This is a genomic window from Bradyrhizobium sp. LM2.9, from assembly GCF_054056555.1.
In genome coordinates, this window is record NZ_JBSRYJ010000002.1 from 1 (window position 1) to 19369 (window position 19369).

General features: G+C 63.5%; 17 protein-coding genes and 3 pseudogenes. 13 read left to right on the top strand and 7 right to left on the bottom strand.

Going from position 1 to position 19369, the window contains the following annotated elements; all coding sequences use genetic code 11:
- Both ACVWW3_RS01550 and ACVWW3_RS01555 read left to right on the top strand, forming a co-directional pair.
- Nucleotides 1-1907: xanthine dehydrogenase family protein molybdopterin-binding subunit (locus ACVWW3_RS01550; protein ID WP_456671826.1), on the top strand; the 1907-nt coding region annotated here is incomplete at its 5' end.
- A 60-nt stretch (nt 1908-1967) separates the two neighbouring features.
- A complete protein-coding gene (locus ACVWW3_RS01555; RefSeq protein WP_456651104.1) occupies nt 1968-2432 on the top strand; it encodes an FKBP-type peptidyl-prolyl cis-trans isomerase in 465 nt (154 codons plus the stop codon).
- Between the two features lie 73 nt (nt 2433-2505).
- Here ACVWW3_RS01555 and ACVWW3_RS01560 read toward each other — a convergent pair whose 3' ends face one another.
- A complete protein-coding gene (locus ACVWW3_RS01560; RefSeq protein ID WP_456651103.1) occupies nt 2506-2724 on the bottom strand; it encodes a CsbD family protein in 219 nt (72 codons plus the stop codon).
- A gap of 128 nt (nt 2725-2852) precedes the next feature.
- Here ACVWW3_RS01560 and ACVWW3_RS01565 point away from each other — a divergent pair.
- The 3 genes and pseudogenes from ACVWW3_RS01565 (at nt 2853) to ACVWW3_RS01575 (ending at nt 4458) form a co-directional block, all read left to right on the top strand.
- Nucleotides 2853-3367 (top strand): annotated as a pseudogene (locus tag ACVWW3_RS01565) (cupin domain-containing protein).
- 132 nt (nt 3368-3499) lie between these two features.
- Complete coding sequence (locus ACVWW3_RS01570) at nt 3500-3928, top strand: VOC family protein (RefSeq protein ID WP_247440690.1); 429 nt, start codon at nt 3500-3502, stop codon at nt 3926-3928.
- 41 nt (nt 3929-3969) lie between these two features.
- Nucleotides 3970-4458, top strand: a complete 489-nt coding sequence (locus ACVWW3_RS01575) for a VOC family protein (RefSeq protein WP_456651102.1) — start codon at nt 3970-3972, stop codon at nt 4456-4458.
- Between the two features lie 143 nt (nt 4459-4601).
- Here ACVWW3_RS01575 and ACVWW3_RS01580 read toward each other — a convergent pair whose 3' ends face one another.
- Together ACVWW3_RS01580 and ACVWW3_RS01585 are read right to left on the bottom strand one after the other, a co-directional pair.
- Entirely contained in the window at nt 4602-5753 is a 1152-nt protein-coding gene (locus ACVWW3_RS01580) for a hypothetical protein (RefSeq protein ID WP_456651101.1), read from the bottom strand.
- A 2-nt stretch (nt 5754-5755) separates the two neighbouring features.
- Nucleotides 5756-6457 carry a FecR family protein gene (locus tag ACVWW3_RS01585; RefSeq protein WP_456651100.1) on the bottom strand — a complete coding sequence of 234 codons (702 nt, stop codon included), beginning with the start codon at nt 6455-6457 and terminating at the stop codon, nt 5756-5758.
- 50 nt (nt 6458-6507) lie between these two features.
- Between ACVWW3_RS01585 and ACVWW3_RS01590 the strand changes: the two genes are divergently transcribed.
- Nucleotides 6508-7938 carry a phospholipid carrier-dependent glycosyltransferase gene (locus tag ACVWW3_RS01590; protein WP_456651099.1) on the top strand — a complete coding sequence of 477 codons (1431 nt, stop codon included), beginning with the start codon at nt 6508-6510 and terminating at the stop codon, nt 7936-7938.
- A 56-nt stretch (nt 7939-7994) separates the two neighbouring features.
- On the opposite strand, the gene ACVWW3_RS01595 is transcribed toward ACVWW3_RS01590, so the two are convergent.
- Complete coding sequence (locus ACVWW3_RS01595; RefSeq protein ID WP_456651098.1) at nt 7995-8636, bottom strand: OmpA family protein; 642 nt, start codon at nt 8634-8636, stop codon at nt 7995-7997.
- A gap of 320 nt (nt 8637-8956) precedes the next feature.
- Here ACVWW3_RS01595 and ACVWW3_RS01600 point away from each other — a divergent pair, with 320 nt between their 5' ends.
- Both ACVWW3_RS01600 and ACVWW3_RS01605 read left to right on the top strand, forming a co-directional pair.
- Nucleotides 8957-9202, top strand: a complete 246-nt coding sequence (locus tag ACVWW3_RS01600) for a hypothetical protein (protein ID WP_354045706.1) — start codon at nt 8957-8959, stop codon at nt 9200-9202.
- A gap of 261 nt (nt 9203-9463) precedes the next feature.
- Nucleotides 9464-10627, top strand: coding sequence for a winged helix-turn-helix domain-containing protein (locus ACVWW3_RS01605; RefSeq protein WP_456651097.1), 1164 nt, complete (start codon nt 9464-9466; stop codon nt 10625-10627).
- 73 nt (nt 10628-10700) lie between these two features.
- On the opposite strand, the pseudogene ACVWW3_RS01610 reads toward ACVWW3_RS01605, so the two are convergent.
- A pseudogene (locus tag ACVWW3_RS01610) lies at nt 10701-11142 on the bottom strand (ribosomal maturation YjgA family protein).
- A gap of 78 nt (nt 11143-11220) precedes the next feature.
- Between ACVWW3_RS01610 and ACVWW3_RS01615 the strand changes: the two are divergent.
- Nucleotides 11221-12561, top strand: a complete 1341-nt coding sequence (locus ACVWW3_RS01615) for an MFS transporter (protein ID WP_456651096.1) — start codon at nt 11221-11223, stop codon at nt 12559-12561.
- 61 nt (nt 12562-12622) lie between these two features.
- Here ACVWW3_RS01615 and ACVWW3_RS01620 read toward each other — a convergent pair whose 3' ends face one another.
- Together ACVWW3_RS01620 and ACVWW3_RS01625 are read right to left on the bottom strand one after the other, a co-directional pair.
- Complete coding sequence (locus ACVWW3_RS01620; RefSeq protein ID WP_456651095.1) at nt 12623-12976, bottom strand: type II toxin-antitoxin system PemK/MazF family toxin; 354 nt, start codon at nt 12974-12976, stop codon at nt 12623-12625.
- 155 nt (nt 12977-13131) lie between these two features.
- Nucleotides 13132-13434, bottom strand: coding sequence for an antitoxin MazE family protein (locus ACVWW3_RS01625; RefSeq protein WP_456671827.1), 303 nt, complete (start codon nt 13432-13434; stop codon nt 13132-13134).
- A gap of 97 nt (nt 13435-13531) precedes the next feature.
- Between ACVWW3_RS01625 and ACVWW3_RS01630 the strand changes: the two genes are divergently transcribed.
- From ACVWW3_RS01630 to ACVWW3_RS01645, 4 genes and pseudogenes are all read left to right on the top strand, one after another.
- Nucleotides 13532-14641 (top strand): efflux RND transporter periplasmic adaptor subunit, encoded by a 1110-nt coding sequence (locus ACVWW3_RS01630; RefSeq protein WP_456671828.1) that lies wholly within the window; start codon nt 13532-13534, stop codon nt 14639-14641.
- A gap of 179 nt (nt 14642-14820) precedes the next feature.
- Nucleotides 14821-17960 (top strand): annotated as a pseudogene (locus ACVWW3_RS01635) (efflux RND transporter permease subunit).
- A gap of 35 nt (nt 17961-17995) precedes the next feature.
- Complete coding sequence (locus ACVWW3_RS01640) at nt 17996-18595, top strand: TetR/AcrR family transcriptional regulator (protein WP_247340482.1); 600 nt, start codon at nt 17996-17998, stop codon at nt 18593-18595.
- Between the two features lie 90 nt (nt 18596-18685).
- Entirely contained in the window at nt 18686-19309 is a 624-nt protein-coding gene (locus ACVWW3_RS01645; RefSeq protein WP_247340480.1) for a flavin reductase family protein, read from the top strand.
- Nucleotides 19310-19369 lie beyond the last annotated feature (60 nt).

The window sequence follows — 19369 nt, forward strand, 5'->3', positions numbered from 1 at the left end:
GCGTCAAGGTCAGCTACACGGCCGTAGCGCCGAGTGCGAGCTTCGACTCGCCGGGAACGACCACGGCTGCGGCGAAAGGGCAAAACTCGCAGTTCAAGGAAGACCCGGAGGTCGGCGATTTCGCCAAGGCGTTCGACCAGGCTGAGGTCAAGCTCACCGCCTCCTATGACACGCCGACCCAGCACCACAACCCGATGGAGCTGTTTACGACGAGCTGCGCCTGGATGGGCGATAACCTCGTCATCTATGAGGGCAGCCAATATGTCTATGGCCTGAAGAACGGCGTCGCCGAGCAGCTCGGCATCGACGCCGACAAGGTCCGTGTCGTCAATCCCTATGTTGGCGGCGGCTTTGGTTCGCGCGGCTCGATGACGCCGCGAACCGCCATTATCGCCGGCATCGCCAAGCGCCTGAACCGGCCGATCAAGCTGGTGCCGACCCGCGACCAGGGTTTCACCATCGCGACCTACCGCGCCGAGACGCGCCATGAGATCAGGCTTGGTGCTGGCCGGGACGGCAAGCTGGCGGCTTTGAGGCACGAGGGCTCCGAGGTTTCGTCGCGTCCGGATGCCTATTGCGTCGGCGGCACCAAGACGACGACGCGGCTCTATGCCTGCCCGAACGTCAGCAGTCTGGTGTCGATTGTGCGCGCCGACCGCAACACGCCGGGCTTCATGCGCTCACCGCCGGAGGTGCCATATCTCTTCGCGCTGGAGAGCGCGATGGACGAACTCGCGGCGAAGCTGAACATGGATCCGGTCGAGCTCCGCCGCATCAACGACACCACCGTTGAGCCGATCGGCGGCAAGCCCTATACGTCCCGGTCATTGATGGCGTGCTTCGATGAGGCCGCCAAGGCGTTCGGCTGGTCGCAGCGTTCGCCGCAGCCGAAATCGATGTCGGACGGCGACTGGCTGGTTGGCTATGGCTGTGCCGCCACCTGCTATCCGACGCAGATGGCGCCGTCCGCCGCGCGCGTCCGTCTCCAGCGCGACGGCCGTACCCGGGTCGAGATTGCCGGTCACGAGATCGGTACCGGTGCATACACCGTCATCGCCCAGACAGCGTCCGAGCGGCTCGGCGTGCCCCTGGAAAAGGTCGCGGTCTTCGTGGGTGACAGCGACCTGCCGCCGGCGCCGGTTGCCGGCGGTTCGAACTCGACCGCCAGCACCTGCTCGGCGGTGATGATGGTGTGCGATCAAATCCGCCAAAGGCTGTTCAAGGCCGTGATGCCGGGCGACAGCCTCGCCGACAAGGCCAAGGAGACTGTTGGCATCAGCCAGACGCCAAGCACGCAGGCGGCGAAGAGCGATCGTCCGCTCGATCTGGACAAGGCCTTCGACGCGCTCGGTGTCGGCGTCGTCGAGGAATACGGCGAGTGGAAGCCGGAAGGCGCGCCGCTGGACTCCTTCACAGCCATGCACAGCGGGCACGCGCGCCTCGTCGGTGGTCACTCGATGAAGGAAAAGATTGCCTATGCCTTCGGTGCCGAGTTCGTCGAGGTCCGCGTCAACCGCTTTACCCATGAAATCCGTGCGCCGCGGCTGGTGGGAGCCTTCGCGGCGGGCCGTATCATGAATCCGCGCACGGCGCGCAGCCAGCTCATGGGCGGCCTGATCTGGGGCATGTCCTCAGCGTTGCTGGAGGCCACCGAGATCGACGAGCGCAATGCGCGCTACGTCAATGACAATCTTGCCGACTATCTCGTGCCTGTGAATGCCGACGTGCCCGGTGTCGAGGTGATACTGCTCTCCGAGCAGGACGATCACATCAACCCGGCAGGCGTGAAGGGCCTCGGCGAGCTTGCCAATGTCGGCACCAATGCGGCGATCTGCAATGCGATCTACCACGCCACGGGCCAGCGTATCCGCAAGCTGCCCGTGCGGCTGGAAAATATCGAGGTCTGAGGGGTGGAAACCGCATGCTCGTTGCGCTAGACACCTTCCGCCTCAAACGGAAGGTGTCTTATGCAGCGTTTACAGCGCGTGCTCCTCGCCATCATGTCGGCACTTGCGATCACCGTGATCGGCAGTGTGTCGACGTTCGTTTCCACAACGGCCTCGGCCCAGACCGCAGGAAAGACCATGACCACAGCTTCAGGATTGCAGATCACCGATAGCGTCGTCGGCACCGGCGCTTCGCCGAAGCCCGGACAGATTTGCGTGATGCACTATACCGGCTGGCTTTACGAGAACGGCCAGAAGGGCAAGAAATTCGACTCGTCGGTCGATCGCAACGAACCGTTCGAATTCCCGATCGGCAAGGGCCGTGTCATCGGCGGCTGGGACGAGGGCGTTGCCTCCATGAAGGTCGGCGGCAAGCGTACGCTGATCATTCCGCCGCAGCTCGGGTATGGCGCCCGCGGCGCAGGCGGCGCGATCCCGCCGAATGCAACGCTGATGTTCGACGTGGAATTGCTCGGGGTGAAGTAAGCCCGCAAACAAAAGACCGGCCTCTCGGCCGGTCTTTCGCTTTCAGTCTTGTTTGTCTCAATGCTGGAACGTATTATTGCGTTCCGCGCTTGGCCGCAGCCGCAGCGCGATCGACCGCGTCTTTTGCGGCGTCCTTGGCGTCACCCATGGCCCGCTGGCCCTTGCCCTTCACTTCCTGGACTGCGCCTTCGCCCTTCATGCGGTCGGAGCCGGTGGCTTCGCCGATGCCCTGCTTGGCCTTGCCCATTGCCTCGTTGGCGGTGCCCTTGATCTTGTCGGTCGTGCTACCCATGAAACTCTCCTTGCGGTTTGCTTACTGAGACAACGCCCGACGGCTATGAGGGTTCCGATTTTGGTATGGCTTGCGGACGCGGCTTTGGGTTAATTTGCCGCGCACGGAACCAACAGAAAGCAAGTCCCATGACCGGCCATGACCATTCGCATTCCCACCATGACCACGATCATGACGATCGCTGGAAACATGACGGCGTGCGCGTCATTCCCGGCAACCAGCTCGATACCAACGTGCCGTCGACAGCGGGCATGGACCGCGCGGCCGCGATCAATTTATCGCGCGCGTCGGTGCGCAGAAATTGTGGGCGGGCACGGTCAGCATCAAGCCCGACGCCAAGACCGGCGCGCATCACCACGGCCATCTCGAAAGCGTCATCTACGTGGTGAAGGGCAAGGCGCGGATGCGTTGGGGCGAGAGCCTGCAATTCACCGCGGAGGCCGGCCCCGGCGACTTCATTTTCGTCCCGCCCTACGTGCCGCATCAGGAGATCAATGCCAGCCGCGACGAAGTGCTGGAATGCGTGCTGGTGCGCAGTGACGGCGAGGCGGTCGCGATCAACCTCGACATCGAGCCGGTCGAGAAGCCCGAGACCGTGCTGTGGGTCGATCCCATTCACCGCGATCCGAACGAGAAGAAGTAAGGCTGCCCAAAACCGCGCGGGGGGCGATGCGACAGAACCCCGCAGGTTAGGGAGCGAAAAATATCCGGAAGCGATGTCGGATGGCTGCCCAGCCATCCGTCCTTGGGTAGAACCCCGCCCAAGGAGCTTTCGATGCCCAAAATGATTTTCGTCAATCTTCCGGTGACTGACCTCAAGCGCGCCACCGCCTTTTACGAGGCGGTCGGCGCGGTCAGGAACCCGCAATTCAGCGACGATACGGCGAGTTGCATGGTCTTTTCAGAGACCATCTTCGCCATGCTGCTGACCCACGACAAATTCCGCCAGTTCACACCGAAGCCGATCTCGGATGCCAAGACCTCGAACCAGGCGCTATTCTGCCTGTCCGCGGACAGCCGCAACGAGGTCGACGATATCGTCGGTAGGGCCGCGGCGGCGGGCGGGGCGGCCGATCCCGGCCCGAAGGACGAATACAGTTTCATGTACGGCCGCAGCTTCGAGGATCCGGACGGCCACATGTGGGGTGTGAACTGGATGGACATGGCAGCCTTTGCCGCGCAGTCCGACATGTCGAACGCCTGATCCAAGCCACGACACCACGAAACTGAAGAGGAGCATTCAAGATGTCAAAGGTCGTGCCCTGCATGTGGTTCAACGGCGATGCCGAGGAAGCCGCGAAATTCTACGTCTCGCTCGTTCCGAATTCGGAGATCATGCACGTTCAGCGCAACGTTTCGGACAACCCGTCCGGCAAGGAAGGCTCCGTGCTGGTGGTCGAGTTCACGGTCGCCGGACAGCCTCTGGTCGCGCTCAACGGCGGCATGAAGATGGAATACACCCACGCGCTCTCGCTCATGATCCATTGCGACGATCAGGCCCAGGTCGACAGCGTCTGGAATGCCTTCCTGGCCCATGGCGGCAAGGAAGAGCAATGCGGCTGGCTGCATGACCGCTACGGCGTGTCCTGGCAGGTGGTGCCGAAGGTGATGTTTGAATTCCTCTCGAGCCCCGACAAGGCCGCCGCCGCACGCGCGATGCAGGCCATGATGAAGATGGTCAAGCTGGATGAGGATGTGCTGCGCCGCGCGTTCGAGGGCAAGTCGGCGGCGTGAGGCGGTGGCGGTTCGGCCTAAGACCGGACTCCTCATCCTGAGGAGCTTGCGCAGCAAGCGTCTCGAAGGATGAAAGGCCGAGCTGCTAAAGCGGGGCCTGCATGGTTCGAGACGGCGCGCGCGCGCCTCCTCACCATGAGGAATTAATAATTGATCCGCAGCCCCACGCCGCCATGGATGGTGTTACCCACCGGCTGCGGACCCAGCGTGCCGTTGGCGAACAGGTCCACGATCCAGCCCTTCTGCACGCGGAAGCCGAGCCGGCCGCCATATTCGAACCAGCCCTGGTTGCCCATGGTCGGCACCACCGTGCCGTCGCCGGTCACGGTGGCGACGATGCCGCTATGGCTGGCGAACGACTGCACCCAGCCGCCATTGATGTTAACCTCGATATTGCTGCCGTAGAGATGTGTCCACTGGCCGCCGATCTTGACCAGGTTGGTGCGGTCGGTGCCGGTCGCGATGCTGGCGTCGAACGGATTGAACGCCACCGCGCTGTCGGTATAGCCCGAGACGCGCTGCCAGAGTTGCCAGACCTCGATCGAGGCGGCGACCTCGTCGCGGGGCGACACACGGCTCATCCAGCCGGCGCGGCCGTAGACGGCGTAGTTCGAGGCGTTGGTCGAACTCGTGACGCTCACCGGGCCGAGGTTGGTGTTGTAGCTGCGGGTGTAGCGCGCCTTCTCCCATGGCGTCAGGATCGTGCCGATGTCGAAGAACGGGCGCGACGAGCCCCAGTCGGTGAAGTCATAGCGCAGCGCGAAAGCGCCGATCGGCGCGCTGGTGATGTTGTAGCCGCCCTCGCTGTACTGCGTGTAGGCGATGCCGGCGAGCAGTGACAGATTGTTGGTCAGCTCCTTGCGGCCGTGGATGCCCGCCGAAAACGAGCCCGCGGAGCCGAACGCGCTGATGCAGTTGCTACAATTGACCTGCTCGTTGACGCCGAGCAGCACCGTGCCGAGCACCCGGTTGGTGATCATCTGGTTGAAGCGCTGATTGGCAAGGCCGCCGATCGAGTTGCCGCTGGAATCCGCGCCGGTCGGCGTCGGCGTCGGGCTCGGCGAGGAGGACGGATAAGGGCTCGGCGACGATGACGGGTAGGGGCTCGAGGGCGAGGGGCTGTAGGTCGGCGTCGGCGAGGATGAATAGCTCGGCGCCGGGGTGGGCGTCGGCCCTCCGCACTCGGACGCGCAATTCGTGGCGGCTGCCGCCGGACGGGCATCGACCGCGACAAACGCAACCGCAGCCGCGGCGGTCAGCACGAGGATGAAGCGCCTGACGTTGAATACCTCCATTGTCAGCGCCCGCACAGCATGCCGTCGTCATGGACGGCGGGCGTGATGGTCGGCGACGCCTCCGCATATTGGTTGACCGCGCACAGCCCGGCGCTCGCGGCGCAGGTCGCGGCAAAGGTCCAGGGCGGCGTATTGGTCTTACTGATAGAGACCTTGCCGCCGGTCGAGGTGATGATCGCGGTGTCGCCGGGCTGCGTGAGCTGCACGCACTGCAAGCTCGTCGTGCACACGCTGGCGGCGCCGTCCTGCAGCACGACGACCGAGCGGCCGCGCTGGGACAGGATATCGAGCGTGGTGCCGCGCACGCCGATGGTCGCGAGCGGCGTCGTGATCTTGTAGGCGGTCTTCGCGGAATGTCCCGTAACGAAACGGAATGCGCCGGTGGTCATGCGGATCGCGACGTCGCGATAGCTGTGCTCGTCGTTGAAGACGGTGCGGTCGAGCTTGAGCGTCGCGCTCGGGCCGAGTGACAGATTGGTGCTGTCGGCCATCACGAAGCGCGCTGCGCTGTCGGAGCCGGTGCGCACGGTCTCGTCGCGCAGCATGCCATCACCGACACTGATCGGCGTCGTGGTCGCGGCCACGCGCACGACCTCGTTCTGGATCACGACGGCTTCACCGACGCGCGTCTGCGCTTGCGCGCAAGGCGCTGCGCACAAGGCGGCCGACAACAGCGTGGAGAAAAGCCAGAAACGCAAATTCATTCGCAATCGATCGATTTGTCCCTGATCGTACCGGATCGCGCGCGCTTGCGATGTGGCGAAATTATCACAAGCGGCGCGGGACCTGCGTTATGCTTAGTGACAGTTGCGGCAGAATGCGTTCAATGAAAAGCGCGATCTTTGTTTTTGTCCGCGGTGACGCAAATTTGCCACGCAAAACTTCCCCACAAATGCCGCTCGACTTGCCCGCAGTTCCGAAGGTGTCGCGGAGCGCAGTGATTGCTGTCGTGATTTTCCTGGTCGCGCATCTCGCGCTGCTGATCGGCCTCACGACGCCGGAGAAGTTCGTCTTCGACGAGGTGCACTACGTGCCGGCTGCGCGGCAGATGCTGGCACCGGCGATGTCGCAACCGATGCTCAATCCGATGCATCCGCCGCTGGCCAAGGAGCTGATCGCGGTCTCGATCGCGGGCTTCGGCGACCACGCGCTGGGCTGGCGCTATCCCGCGACATTGTTCGGGGCGCTCGCGATCGTCGCGACCTATCTGTGCGGCCTCGCGCTGTTCGCCGCGCAAGGACCTGCGATCGCCTGCGCGCTGATCGCCGGCTGCAACCAGATGCTGTACGTGCAGGCGCGCATTGCGATGCTCGACATTTTTGCGTTGGGCTTCGGCCTGCTCGCGATGGCCGCCTTCATGCACGGTTTTCGAAGGGATCGCCCGCATGCGTTGTTCGCGCTCGCGGGCAGCCTGTTCGGCTGTGCTGCGGCCTGCAAATGGAGCGGCCTGTTTCCGCTCGGAATCTGCATCGTCATCGTCGCGGCGATCCGCCTGATGCAGGGCTGGCGCACGCTGTTTGCCGACGCGAAGCCGAGTGACTGGTATCGGCCCGATCTGTGGCCCGATTTTCGGATGCAGCATGCCGCGCTGTGCTTTGCCGTGCTGCCGGCGCTGACGTATCTCGCCGCGTTCGTTCCGCTCTATGGATTGTCGCTATCGGATCTGATCGAGGCGCAGCGCCGGATCTTCGCCGACAACACCACGACCGCGATCGCCGGCCACACCTATATGAGCGCGTGGCCATCCTGGCCGTTGCTCGCGCGACCGGTATGGTTCCTGTTCGACAAGACCACGGAGGACAACGTCTCCGCAATCGTCTTCCTCGGAAATCCGCTGGTGCTGTGGCCCGCGTTGCTCGCGCTCGCGGTCGTGCTGCGCGATTTCGTCGTCGCGCGTCGCTGGGATGCGTTCCTGATTGCGGCCTTCTACTTCGGGTCCTGGCTCGCCTGGGCGTTGCTGCCGCGCACGCTCGGCTTCATCTACTATTATCTGCCGGCTGCGACCGTGGCGTCGCTCGCGCTGGTCTACGTGCTGCGCCGGGACGGTCTGCCCCGCTGGATGCTGTGGGCCTATGTCGGCATCGCAGCGATCGGTTTTGCGGTCATGCTGCCGATCTCCGCGGCGTTTGTCGGCGCGTCGATGCAAACCTTCGGCCGGCTGATGCTGTTCCAGAGCTGGATATGACATCGCCGCTTGCCGGGGGAACGGCAGGCGGCGTCTTCATTGGCGATGACCGGGAATTACTTCGACGCGGTCTTGGTATCCATGTTCACGACCTGGACGCGGCGGTTGATGGGGTCGGCCCCGTTGGCGGTATCCTTCAGCTTGGTCTTGCCGTAGCCGACGGTGACGAGATCGGTGCCGGTGAGGCCGTAGTTCTGCACCAGGTACTTCTTGATGGTGTCGGCGCGACGTTCGGAGAGGCCCTGATTGTATTCTTCGCCGCCGACCGCATCGGTGTGGCCGGCGACCACGAAGGTCGAGCCCTTGAGCGACGGATCGGACAGGGCCTTGCCGAGCGCCTGCACCGACGATACCGAGGTCTTGGCGATGTTGGCCGAGTTGTAGTCGAACTGGATTTCCAGATCGATGTTAGGCTTGGTCGCCGCGAGCTCGGCGATCTGGTCGCGCTCGCCGGTCGAGAGCGACCGGGTCGAGCGGTTGCGCACCGTATTCAGGAAGGTCGATTCCTTGGCCTGCACCGCTGGATCGGCCTGCGGACCGGCGGAGAGGCCGCGGGTCGCCGGCTTCGGCTTCAGTGCATCCAGGATCTGGCCTGTGGAGACGTTGTTGTCGCCGGCCAGGGCGAGGCCCGCCGTCATCGACAGCGCTGCCGAGAGAGTAATCGCCTTCAGTCCAAAAAAATTAACAAAACGGGTCATTGTCGTATCCTCGCTGTTACGCCTGATGGCGATTTGATGCTGCGAGCATAGGGAAGGTTCAAAGCACCTAATGTGATCTTGGTCACGGTGGCTATAGCCGCTCCCGGAGTGATCCTAACGCATTTTGCGGCGTGGACATCGATCGTCGCAAAGCCGTCGCGGCATGGTCAGCTCGCGGACAAGATGTCGGCCAGATGCGCGCCTAGCCCCTTCAACCGACAATCACGAGCGAGGGAGCCGAGTTCCATCCAGTGCCGAGGCCAAGTGACTACCAGACCTATCGCAGTGGCCCGACGGAACGGACAGTGCCCCTGAGCTCAATGCCCGTCTATATCGGCGCGGCCATGATCGCGGTGGCGATCCTTCTATCGACGCTGATCACAGGGATGACCGCCCGCTATGTCGGGCTTGAAGGGTCGACCGACGAGAACATGTGGCTGGTCGATCGTCTCACCGGCAGTGTCTATCGCTGCCAGGCGGAGGGGCGCGGCAGAGCCGCGTGCGAGCCGGACGTCGCCACGGGCAGCGTCGGCGACCGGTCCAAAGCCCCGAAAGATGACCGCTGAGCCTCCACCTTCGCACCGCCGACACGCCGGCCAAGGTGGCGGCCAACAAGGAAATGGCCATGGCTAACACCGACATGAGCAATGGCAAGATGAAGAGCGCCTGCATGCACTACATGAAGTCGCAGAAGGCGATGACGATGAAATAGGCGCGAGGCGCGCCCATCGACCGCGCTGTCAGCAGTTGGCAGCGCGTTTTTTCTTTGGCCGATGCTTTGCCGTCTCCTTTCTCCCGGCGCGAATTCCGCTACATTCCTTCCCGCAATGTCCCGCGCGCCCAAACCGATTCCACTCACCACGACACAGGCCCGGCAGATCTGGCTTCATGCCCAGCGGCTGGATGAGCGCGCGCCGTTCGGAGGCGGGGCGCAGGCCGTCGCCGACGCAGTCGCCCATCTCGGCTATGTACAGATCGACACCATCAACGTGATCGAGCGCTGCCATCACCACATCCTGTTCAGCCGCATCCCGTCCTACCGCCGCGCCGATCTGCGCCACGCCCAGAGCGTGGACAGAAGCGTCTTTGAATATTGGACGCATGCGCTCTCTTACGTGCCGGCCGGCGACTTCCGCTTCTTCCTGCCGGCCATGCGCGAGCACCGCCGCGAGGGGCACAAATGGTTCGCCTCGGTGATGCCTGCCGACATGCGCAAGGTGATGCGGCTGGTGCGCGCCGGCCCGCTGACGATCCGCGACATCGAGGACGACGTGCTCACCGAGAAGGAGCATCTCTGGCAGAGCCGAAAACCCTCGAAGCGGGCGTTGCAACTCGCCTTCTATACGGGGGCCGTGACCATCAGCGAGCGCCAGGGCATGCTCAAGACCTATGAGCTGATGACGCGCCATTTCGGCTGGGACAAGCTGCCGAAGCCGGCCTCGACCAAGGACATCACGGCCTATCTGCTCGACCGCGCGCTACGGTCGCAGGGCGTGGTGAGCCTCGATTCGATCTGCCATCTCGACGCGCCGCGCAAGGCGGCGGTGGCGGGCCTGATCGCCTCGCGCGCCCGCCGTGGCGAACTCGTGCCCGTGACGATCGACGGTGCCGGCAAGCAGGAGCACTGGGCACAGCCGGCAGCGATCGAGCCGGGCGAGCGCGCGTCCTCCGATCTCGTCCACATCCTCTCGCCGTTCGATCCGCTGATCATCCAGCGCAAGCGCACCAATCTCTTCTTCGGCTACAACCATCTGTTCGAGGCCTATGTGCCCAAGGCGAGCCGCAAGCTCGGCTATTTCGCGCTCCCCGTGCTGGTCGGCGACGAAATCGTCGCCGCGCTCGATCTGAAGACCGACCGGCAGGCGAAGAAGCTGCTGATGCAGAAATGGACCTGGGTCGGGCAGGGCAAGAAGACGGCGGCGCGCAAGGAGCTGAAGCAGAAGATCGAGGAGGAGCTCGATCGGTTCGAGAAATTTCAGCTGGCGGAGTGAGGATGTCGTCGTAAGCCGGATTGGCGCAGCGTAATCCACCACTGTCTATTTCCGCGGAAGCGAAGGTGGTGGGTTACGCCTTCGGCTGACCTACCCTACGCATCGCGACGAATCGATCAATCCAAACGCCGAACGCAATCCCGACACCGTACGCCAGCAAATTCCACAGCGAGAAGATGCGCCCCAAGAGCAGCGCCCCGGCTGTGGTCAGCCTGAACGTATCGAGCCACGGCGTATGCACCTGCCGGGAAAACTTGACGACGACCGCGATCACCATCGCGATGGCCGCGATCTGCGCTCGTGGCAGCCGGGGCAGCAAAACGCCCGCCAGCAGAAACACCATCGTTGCCCACAGCAGCGAGCCGCCGTACTTCACCCACGAAGGCGGGCAGGCCGAGCGGAAAACCGTACCAGCGCAAGGACAGCCCGCAGACGATCACCGCCAGCGCCAGCCCGGCGCGGATCAGGGATGTCCGTAACGGCGCAACAGGTTTATCCGGCTGCGCCCCTTGCATTGCTCGCTCCATTGACTCTTGGCCGATGATGCTCAAAACCGCTCTCAGCCAATAAAAGCAACAACCCCGGGGGAAGCCATGAGCCAGACCACGACCTATGCCGGTTCGACCGGCGGCGCCAAGAGCGAAATCGAGACCTCGACGATTCGCGCTATCTCCTGGCGCCTGATTCCGTTCCTGGTGCTGGCCTACTTCTTCTCCTATCTCGACCGCGTCAATCTCGGCTTCGCTGCGCTGACCATGAACGCCGAGCTGAAGTTCACGCCGCTGATCTTCTCCTGGGGCGCCGGCATCTTCTTCATCGGCTATTTCATCTTCGAGGTGCCGAGCAATCTGGCACTGGAGAAATTCGGCGCCAGCCGCTGGATCGCCCGCATCATGGTGACCTGGGGCATCATCTCGGGGCTGATGGCGCTCACGAGCGGTGTCACGAGCTTCTACGTGCTGCGCTTCCTGCTCGGCGTCGCCGAAGCCGGCTTCTTCCCCGGCATCATCCTCTATCTCACCTATTGGTATCCGGCCGAATATCGCGCCCGCTTCCTCGCGGCCTTCGCCATCGCCGTTCCGGTCTCGACCGTGATCGGCGCGCCGGTCTCGGGCCTGCTGCTCGGACTCGACGGTGCGATGGGGCTGAAGGGCTGGCAGTGGCTGTTCATCATCGAGGGCATTCCTTCCGTGCTGCTCGGCATCGTCACCTGGTTCTATCTCACCGACAGGCCGGAAAAGGCGGACTGGCTCTCTGCCGAGCAGAAGGCCTGGCTCAAGTCCAGGCTCAATTCGGAAGTCGTGGCCAAGCAGGCGGTGAAGCATCTGTCGCTCGGCGAGGCCTTGTCGTCGCCGAAGGTGATCGCGCTCAGCCTGGTCTATTTCGGCTTCGTCGGCGCGCTCTACGGCATGCAGTTCTGGCTGCCGCAGATCGTCAAGGCGTTCGGCCTCACAAATGCGCAGACCGGCTTCGTCACCGCGATCCCATATCTGTTCGGCACCATCGCGATGATCCTGTGGGCGCGGCACTCGGACGCCACGCGCGAGCGCGTGATGCATGTCGGCGCGCCGCTGCTGCTTACCGCCGCTGCGCTTGCCGTCTCCTCCTATCTCACCGATCCCACCATGACGATGGTGGTGCTGACTGTCGCCGCGATCGGGGTGTTCTGCTGCTTCGGCGTGTTCTGGACCCTGCCGACCGCCTGGCTCTCCGGCACGGCGGCGGCCGGCGGCATCGCCCTGATCAACTCGATCGGCAACCTCGCCGGCTTCGGCGGTCCCTACCTTATCGGCTGGGTCAAGGAAGCCACCGGCCAGACCTCGACCGGCTTGTTGGTGCTGGCGGTCTTGCCTCTGCTCGCCGGCATCCTGGTGTTCATCGGCGGCCACGACAGCAAGCACGAGTTCGCCGAACAGGGGCGGCGAGGGGGCTGATATTCCGGGGTGGTCCTTCGGACCGTCCTGGAAGGGCGAAGCTGCTCCGGCGCACGGATCGCTAACCTGTGCCGCGGGATTTTTGTGAGCCAGCCAGCCCGAGAAACACCAGCATGGCGCGATTGAGGCGCAACAGATCCCCGTCGTCGAGCCGCCCGATCAGCATGCCCATCTTGGATTTCGGTACCGTGGTGATCTTGTCGACCATCAGGCGGCATGCCACTCGGAGGCCGTTGCGATCGTTCGGTTCGACCTGCAATCTGAAGAGTGGTGCCTCAGTTTCGAACGTTGTTATTGGGCAAACCGTGATCGATTCCGTTGCGTCAAAATCGTCGTCTTGCACGACGATGACCGGACGCGGTTTCCCTCCGTAGTCCTTTGCGCCTGCTGCTGTCCAAACTTCGCCTCTCTTCATTGGGTTCGTGAACCGCCATGCTGGGCACGCTCAGTTGCTGGACCTTCGTCCGCGCGCAGATGAATTTCAGTGGGAGCGAGTTTGGGCCAAAGCCTGCTGCGAAACTGTTTCGGGCCTGAGGCCCTGCCGACGAGATTCCCTGCGCTGTTCACAGGTTATTCTGTCTCGCCAGGCCAATCGGAGATCGCATCGACGAAAGCCTGATCCTCATCCTCATGCGGGTTCGATGCGACCGCCAATGATTGGCGATGGGCTTCCGCCTTGAAAGAGGCTGAACGTACATCCGGAACCCAGATCTGGATCGGACGGAGCCCCTGCGCGCGCAGCCGCTCTCGATGCTTGCGGACCTTCGCTCGCGACGACTTCGGCTTAGAAGAGGACGGCATAGTTCTCTCCGTTTGGTTACATGTAACCATATCAGGCGAAGAGAGTTCCGCCAATCCACGGAATCTTATCATCCTTTAACGATCACGCTTTCCTGATGACTGACGATTATTGACTTTCATCAGTGATTAGTCGACATTCCTCTCATTGCAGCCGCAGGAGTGTTCTCCGATGTTCGTCCGGTCAGTTTTGTCGAGCTATTCCAAGCTGTTGGCGGGTGTGTCGCTGGCGTTGATGGCTGTCGCCCTGGGCGGGTGCAATGACACCGTTGCTGAAAAGGCCGAGCCGCCGCGGCCGGTTCTGGTCGCAACCGCCCATTATGATGCCGAAACGCCGGAGCGCAGCTTCGTCGGCACCGTCAGGCCGCGGATCGAGAGCGATCTCGGTTTTCGCGTCGCCGGCAAGGTTGCCAAGCGCCTGGTCGAGGTCGGCCAGACCGTCGAGATCGGCCAGCCGCTCGCGACCCTCGATGAGATCGACCTGAAGCTCCAGGCTGAGCAAGCGGTCGCCGAGCAGACCGCTGCGACCGGCGTGCTGGCACAGGCCGCCGCCGCCGAGCAGCGCGCCAAGGATTTGAAGGCCAAGGGCTGGACCACCGACGCTCAGCTCGACCAGAGCCGCGCTTCCGCCGACGAGGCGCGTGCGCGCCTGAATCGGGCCGAGCGCTCGGTCGAGCTGACCAATAATTCCCTTTCCTACGCGACGCTCAACGCCGACGCCCGTGGCGTCGTCACCGCAACGCTGATCGAGCCAGGCCAGGTGGTTGCCGCAGGCCAGACCTCGATCCGTGTCGCCCGCTTTGCCGAAAAGGAAGCGGTCGTCGCGATCCCTGAGACGCTGGTCGGACGTGCCAAGTCGGGCGCCGCCAGCGTCACTCTTTGGTCGGAGCCGGGCAAGAAATATACGGCCAAGCTGCGCGAGATCGCGCCGACCGCGGATTCCGCCACGCGCACCTATCTCGCAAAATTCTCGCTGCCCGAGGCCGACGACAAGGTTTCGCTCGGCATGACCGCGACACTGACGCTGTCGGATGCCGCGACCGAGCGCGTCGCGCGGTTGCCGCTGTCGGCGCTGTTCAACGAAGGCGGCAAGCCGTCCTTCTTCGTCGTCGACGACAACGGCGCGGTCACGCTGAAGCCGGTCTGCGCGGTGAAGTCCTACGAGAGCAACGACGTCGTCATCAGCGGCGGTGTCGAAGAGGGCGCCAAGATCGTCGCCCTCGGCGTTCAGAAGCTCGATCCGGGCCAGAGGGTGCGGATCGTATCGTCACTGTCCTTTTAAGTCTCGTTTACGAGTTACGTCGTGTGAGGTGAGTTTCGGCCTAAGCGCAAATGCTGGGGCTGAAGCGGCGAAGCGATCCAGAACCTGCCCAGCCCCCTGGATTGCTTCGCTGCCTCGCGACGACGCGTTGAACAGAGTAGCTGCCTTTTTTTGCAACCGGATCATCTTTGGAGAGTGCGATGAAGCGCTTCAATCTTTCGGCCTGGGCCGTCAGCCATCCGACCCTGGTCCTGTTCCTGATGGTCATACTTGGCATCGCCGGGTTCTTCTCCTATCAGAAGCTCGGCCGTGCCGAGGATCCGTTCTTTACGGTGAAGGTGGTCAACGTCTCCGTGATCTGGCCGGGCGCGACCGCGCAGGAAACTGCAGGCCCAGGTCGCCGATCCCATCGAGAAGAAGATCCAGGAGCTGCCCTACTTCGAGAAGGTGCAGACCTATTCCAAGCCCGGCTTCACCGCGCTCCAGGTGACCTTCCGCGATTCCACGCCGCCGAAGGATGTGCCGTATCTCTTTTATCTGCTGCGCAAGAAGCTGGTCGACGTGCAGGCCCAACTGCCCGCAGGGATCCTGGGCCCCGTCGTCAACGACGAGTTCTCCGACGTCGATTCGATCCTCTACATGATGACCGGCGACGGTGCCGATTATGCGCAGCTCAAGAAGGTCTCGGAGGGTTTTCGGCAGCGCCTCCTGAAGGTGCCCGGCGTGACCAAGGTCGACGTCTACGGCAACCAGGATGAGCGCATCTTCGTCGAGTTCTCGCACGCCAAGCTCGCCACCCTCGGCATCACGCCGCAGGCGCTGTTCGATTCGCTCGCCAAGCAGAACAACGTGACCCCGGCCGGCACGGTCGAGACCTCGTCGCAGCGCGTGCCGCTGCGCGTCACCGGTGCGCTCGACGGCGCCAAGGCCGTGGCCGAAACCCCGGTCGAGAGCAATGGCCGCGTGTTCCGTCTCGGCGACATCGCCACCGTCACCCATGGCTATGTCGACCCGCCGAGTTTCATCGTGCGCCAGGAAGGCAAGGCCGCGATCGGCATCGGCGTCGTCACCGCCAAGGGCGCCAACATCCTCGATCTCGGCAAGGAGGTCGAGAAGGCGACGGCTGAATTCATGAAGGCGGTGCCGCAGGGCGTCGATGTCAAGCTGATCGCCGACCAGCCCAAGGTGGTCGAGCACGCCGTCGGCGAATTCGTGCACTCCTTCATGGAAGCCCTCGTCATCGTGCTGTTCGTGTCGTTCCTGGCGCTCGGCTGGCGCACCGGAATCGTGGTCGCGCTGTCGGTGCCCTTGGTGCTCGGCATCGTCTTCGTCGTCATGAACACGATGTCGCTCGACCTGCACCGCATCACGCTGGGAGCGCTGATCATCGCGCTCGGCCTGCTCGTCGATGACGCCATCATCGCGGTCGAGATGATGGTGGTGAAGATGGAGCAGGGTTGGGACCGCATGCGTGCGGCGTCTTTTGCCTGGGAATCCACTGCGTTTCCGATGCTCACGGGAACACTGGTCACGGCCGCTGGCTTCCTCCCCATCGGCTTTGCCAATTCCGCGGTCGGCGAATATGCCGGCAGCATCTTCTGGATCGTGGCGATTGCGCTGGTCGCGTCCTGGTTCGTGGCGGTGATCTTCACGCCCTATATCGGCGTCATGCTGCTGCCCAACATCAAGGTGCACCATAATCACGATCCGCACGCGGTCTACGAGACCCGCATGTATCGGGGCCTGCGCGCCATCGTGCAATGGTGCGTCAACCACCGCATCACCGTGGTGGTCGCGACCGTCGGCGTTTTCATCGCCTCGATCGTCGGATTCGGCCACGTCCAGCAGCAGTTCTTCCCGCTGTCCGAGCGCCCCGAGCTGTTCCTCCAGCTTCGCCTGCCCGAGGGCACCGCCTTCAACGTCACGGAAAAGGCGGTGAAGAAGGCCGAGACGCTGCTCAAGGACGACAAGGACATCGAGACCTATACGGCCTATGTCGGGCAGGGCTCGCCGCGTTTCTGGCTCGGCCTCAATCCGCAGCTTCCGAACGAGGCTTTTGCCGAAATCGTCATCGTCGCAAAGGGCGTCGAGGCGCGCGAGCGTATCAAGGCCAAGCTTGAAAACGCCGTCGCCGACGGCGCGCTCAACGAGGCCCGCGTGCGCGTCGACCGCTTCAATTTCGGTCCCCCGGTCGGCTTTCCCGTGCAGTTCCGCGTGATCGGCCCCGACGCCAACAAGGTGCGCGAGATCGCCTACCAGGTCCGCGACGTCATGCGGCAGAACAAGAGCGTCAAGGACGTCCAGCTCGACTGGAACGAGCAGTCACCTTACCTCAAGCTCGTCGTCGACCAGGATCGCGCCCGCGCCATGGGCCTGACGCCGCAGGACGTGTCGCAGGCACTGTCGATGCTGATCTCGGGCTCACAGGTGACGACCGTGCGCGACGGTATCGAGAAGGTGGCCGTGGTCGCCCGTGCGATCCCGTCCGAACGCCTCGACCTCGGCGGCGTCGGTGATCTCACCATCACCTCGCGTAACGGCGTTGCCGTGCCGCTCCAGCAGATCGCCAAGATCGAATACGGCCACGAGGAGCCGATCATGTGGCGGCGCAATCGCGACATGGCGATCACTGTGCGCTCCGACGTCGTCGACGGCGTGCAGGCGCCTGACGTCACCGGCCAGATCACGCCGAAGCTGAAGGCGATCACGGACAACCTCGAGCCGGCCTACCGCATCGAGGCGGGCGGCGCGTTCGAGGAATCCGCCAAGGGTAACGCCTCGATCTTCGTTCTCTTCCCGCTGATGGTCATGGTGATGCTGACGCTGCTGATGTTCCAGCTTCAGAGCTTCTCCCGCTTGATCCTGGTGTTTTTAACCGCACCCCTCCGGTATCGTCGGCGCCTCCCTCGGGCTCAACATCGCCAACGCTCCGTTCGGCTTCGTGGCGCTGCTCGGCCTGATCGCGCTCGCCGGCATGATCATGCGCAACGCGGTGATCCTGGTCGACCAGATCGAGACCGACGTTTCTCATGGCTTGACCCGTCGCGAGGCGATCGTAGAGGCCACCGTCCGCCGTGCCCGGCCGGTGGTGCTGACGGCGCTCGCCGCCATCCTCGCCATGATCCCGCTGTCGCGCTCGGCGTTCTGGGGCCCGATGGCGATCACCATCATGGGCGGACTGTTCGTTGCGACCTTCCTGACGCTGCTGTACCTGCCGGGCCTCTACGCCCTCTGGTTCCGCAAGAGCCTGGATGAGGCAGGCACCCCCGAGCAGCCCGCCGCACCGCAGCATGGGAGCGATGACGAGCACGCAATTCCGCTTGCTGAGGCGGCTGAATAAGTGAAGATGAACTGCTGATTGACGAGTCCTGACAGATGACACTGGTTTCGGAACATATCGAAGGCGACACCCGGGATCGTATTCTCGAGGTGGCCGAACGGCTGTTCCGCCAGATCGGCTATCTCAAGACCACGGTCGGGGACATCGCCAAGGAGCTCAAGATGAGCCCCGCCAACGTCTATCGCTTCTTCGAATCGAAGAAGGCGATTCATCAGGCGGTGGCCCGCTCGCTGATGTGCGAGGTCGAACTGGAAGCGCAGCGGATCGTGGCGAGGCCGGGTCCGGTACTCCCGCGCTTCCGCGAGTTGCTCTCCACCATCCATCGCATGAACACCGAGCGCTATGTCGGCGATTCCAAGTTGCACGAGATGGTCGAGATCGCGATGCAGGAGGACTGGGACGTCTGCGTCAACCACATGGAGTGCATTGCCGGGGTCATCGGCCAGATGATCGCGCAAGGCGCGGCCTCCGGCGAGTTCGAGGCCCCGGACCTGAAACTGGCCGCGCTCTGCGCCTGCACCGCGATGATGCGCTTCTTCCACCCCCAGATGATCGCCCAGTGCGCCACCAAGCCGGGTCCGACCATCGACCAGATGATCGATTTCGTCATCGCGGGATTGTCCCCGCGGCACTGACGCGGCGGCGGATTTCCTCCTATAAGCAGGCCGACGTAGTCCGGATGGAGCGAAGCGCAATCCGGGCACAAGGACCGGGGAAAAGCCAGCGTGACCGACAAAGACCTGCACTTCTACGAGCCCGCCAAGGGCCACGGCCTCAAGCACGATCCCTTCAACGCCATCGTCGCGCCGCGGCCGATCGGCTGGATTTCGTCGCGCGACACCAACGGCCACGTCAATCTCGCGCCCTACAGCTTCTTCAACGCGTTCTGCTATGTGCCGCCGATCATCGGCTTCTCCTCCACCAACTGGAAGGACACCGTCGCGAACATCCAGCAGACCGGCGAGTTCGTCTGGAATCTCGCCACGATGGACCTGGCCAGGCACATGAACGCGACCGCCGCCCACGTCGGGCCTGAGGTCGACGAGTTCAAGATTGCAGGCCTGACCGCCGTGCCCGGCAAGCTCGTCAACGTGCCGCGCGTCGGCGAAAGCCCCGTCGCCTTCGAATGCAAGGTGGCGGATATCGTCCGCCTCAAGGGCGCTGACGGCAAGGAAGCCAATGCCTGGCTGACGCTCGGCGAAGTCGTCGCCGTCCACATCGACAAGGCCATGATCAAGGACGGCGTCTACCAGACCGCCGCCGCCCGCCCGATTGTCCGCGCCGGCCGCAGCGGTGATTATTTCGAGATCAAGCCGGAAAATATGTTCGAGATGGTGCGGCCGGATTAGCCCGGCCGACCTCGTCGCCTAGCCCCCTCCCGGAACTGCCACCACGCCCCGGCCGTTATA

What these genes read in the sequence shown, in the direction of transcription:
- ACVWW3_RS01555 (WP_456651104.1), top strand. Translation starts at nt 1,968, where the DNA reads ATGCAGCGTTTACAGCGCGTGCTCCTCGCCATCATGTCGGCACTTGCG.
- ACVWW3_RS01560 (WP_456651103.1), bottom strand. Translation starts at nt 2,724, where the DNA reads ATGGGTAGCACGACCGACAAGATCAAGGGCACCGCCAACGAGGCAATG.
- ACVWW3_RS01570 (WP_247440690.1), top strand. Translation starts at nt 3,500, where the DNA reads ATGCCCAAAATGATTTTCGTCAATCTTCCGGTGACTGACCTCAAGCGC.
- ACVWW3_RS01575 (WP_456651102.1), top strand. Translation starts at nt 3,970, where the DNA reads ATGTCAAAGGTCGTGCCCTGCATGTGGTTCAACGGCGATGCCGAGGAA.
- ACVWW3_RS01580 (WP_456651101.1), bottom strand. Translation starts at nt 5,753, where the DNA reads ATGGAGGTATTCAACGTCAGGCGCTTCATCCTCGTGCTGACCGCCGCG.
- ACVWW3_RS01585 (WP_456651100.1), bottom strand. Translation starts at nt 6,457, where the DNA reads ATGAATTTGCGTTTCTGGCTTTTCTCCACGCTGTTGTCGGCCGCCTTG.
- ACVWW3_RS01590 (WP_456651099.1), top strand. Translation starts at nt 6,508, where the DNA reads ATGTGGCGAAATTATCACAAGCGGCGCGGGACCTGCGTTATGCTTAGT.
- ACVWW3_RS01595 (WP_456651098.1), bottom strand. Translation starts at nt 8,636, where the DNA reads ATGACCCGTTTTGTTAATTTTTTTGGACTGAAGGCGATTACTCTCTCG.
- ACVWW3_RS01600 (WP_354045706.1), top strand. Translation starts at nt 8,957, where the DNA reads ATGCCCGTCTATATCGGCGCGGCCATGATCGCGGTGGCGATCCTTCTA.
- ACVWW3_RS01605 (WP_456651097.1), top strand. Translation starts at nt 9,464, where the DNA reads ATGTCCCGCGCGCCCAAACCGATTCCACTCACCACGACACAGGCCCGG.
- ACVWW3_RS01615 (WP_456651096.1), top strand. Translation starts at nt 11,221, where the DNA reads ATGAGCCAGACCACGACCTATGCCGGTTCGACCGGCGGCGCCAAGAGC.
- ACVWW3_RS01620 (WP_456651095.1), bottom strand. Translation starts at nt 12,976, where the DNA reads ATGAAGAGAGGCGAAGTTTGGACAGCAGCAGGCGCAAAGGACTACGGA.
- ACVWW3_RS01625 (WP_456671827.1), bottom strand. Translation starts at nt 13,434, where the DNA reads ATGATAAGATTCCGTGGATTGGCGGAACTCTCTTCGCCTGATATGGTT.
- ACVWW3_RS01630 (WP_456671828.1), top strand. Translation starts at nt 13,532, where the DNA reads ATGTTCGTCCGGTCAGTTTTGTCGAGCTATTCCAAGCTGTTGGCGGGT.
- ACVWW3_RS01640 (WP_247340482.1), top strand. Translation starts at nt 17,996, where the DNA reads ATGACACTGGTTTCGGAACATATCGAAGGCGACACCCGGGATCGTATT.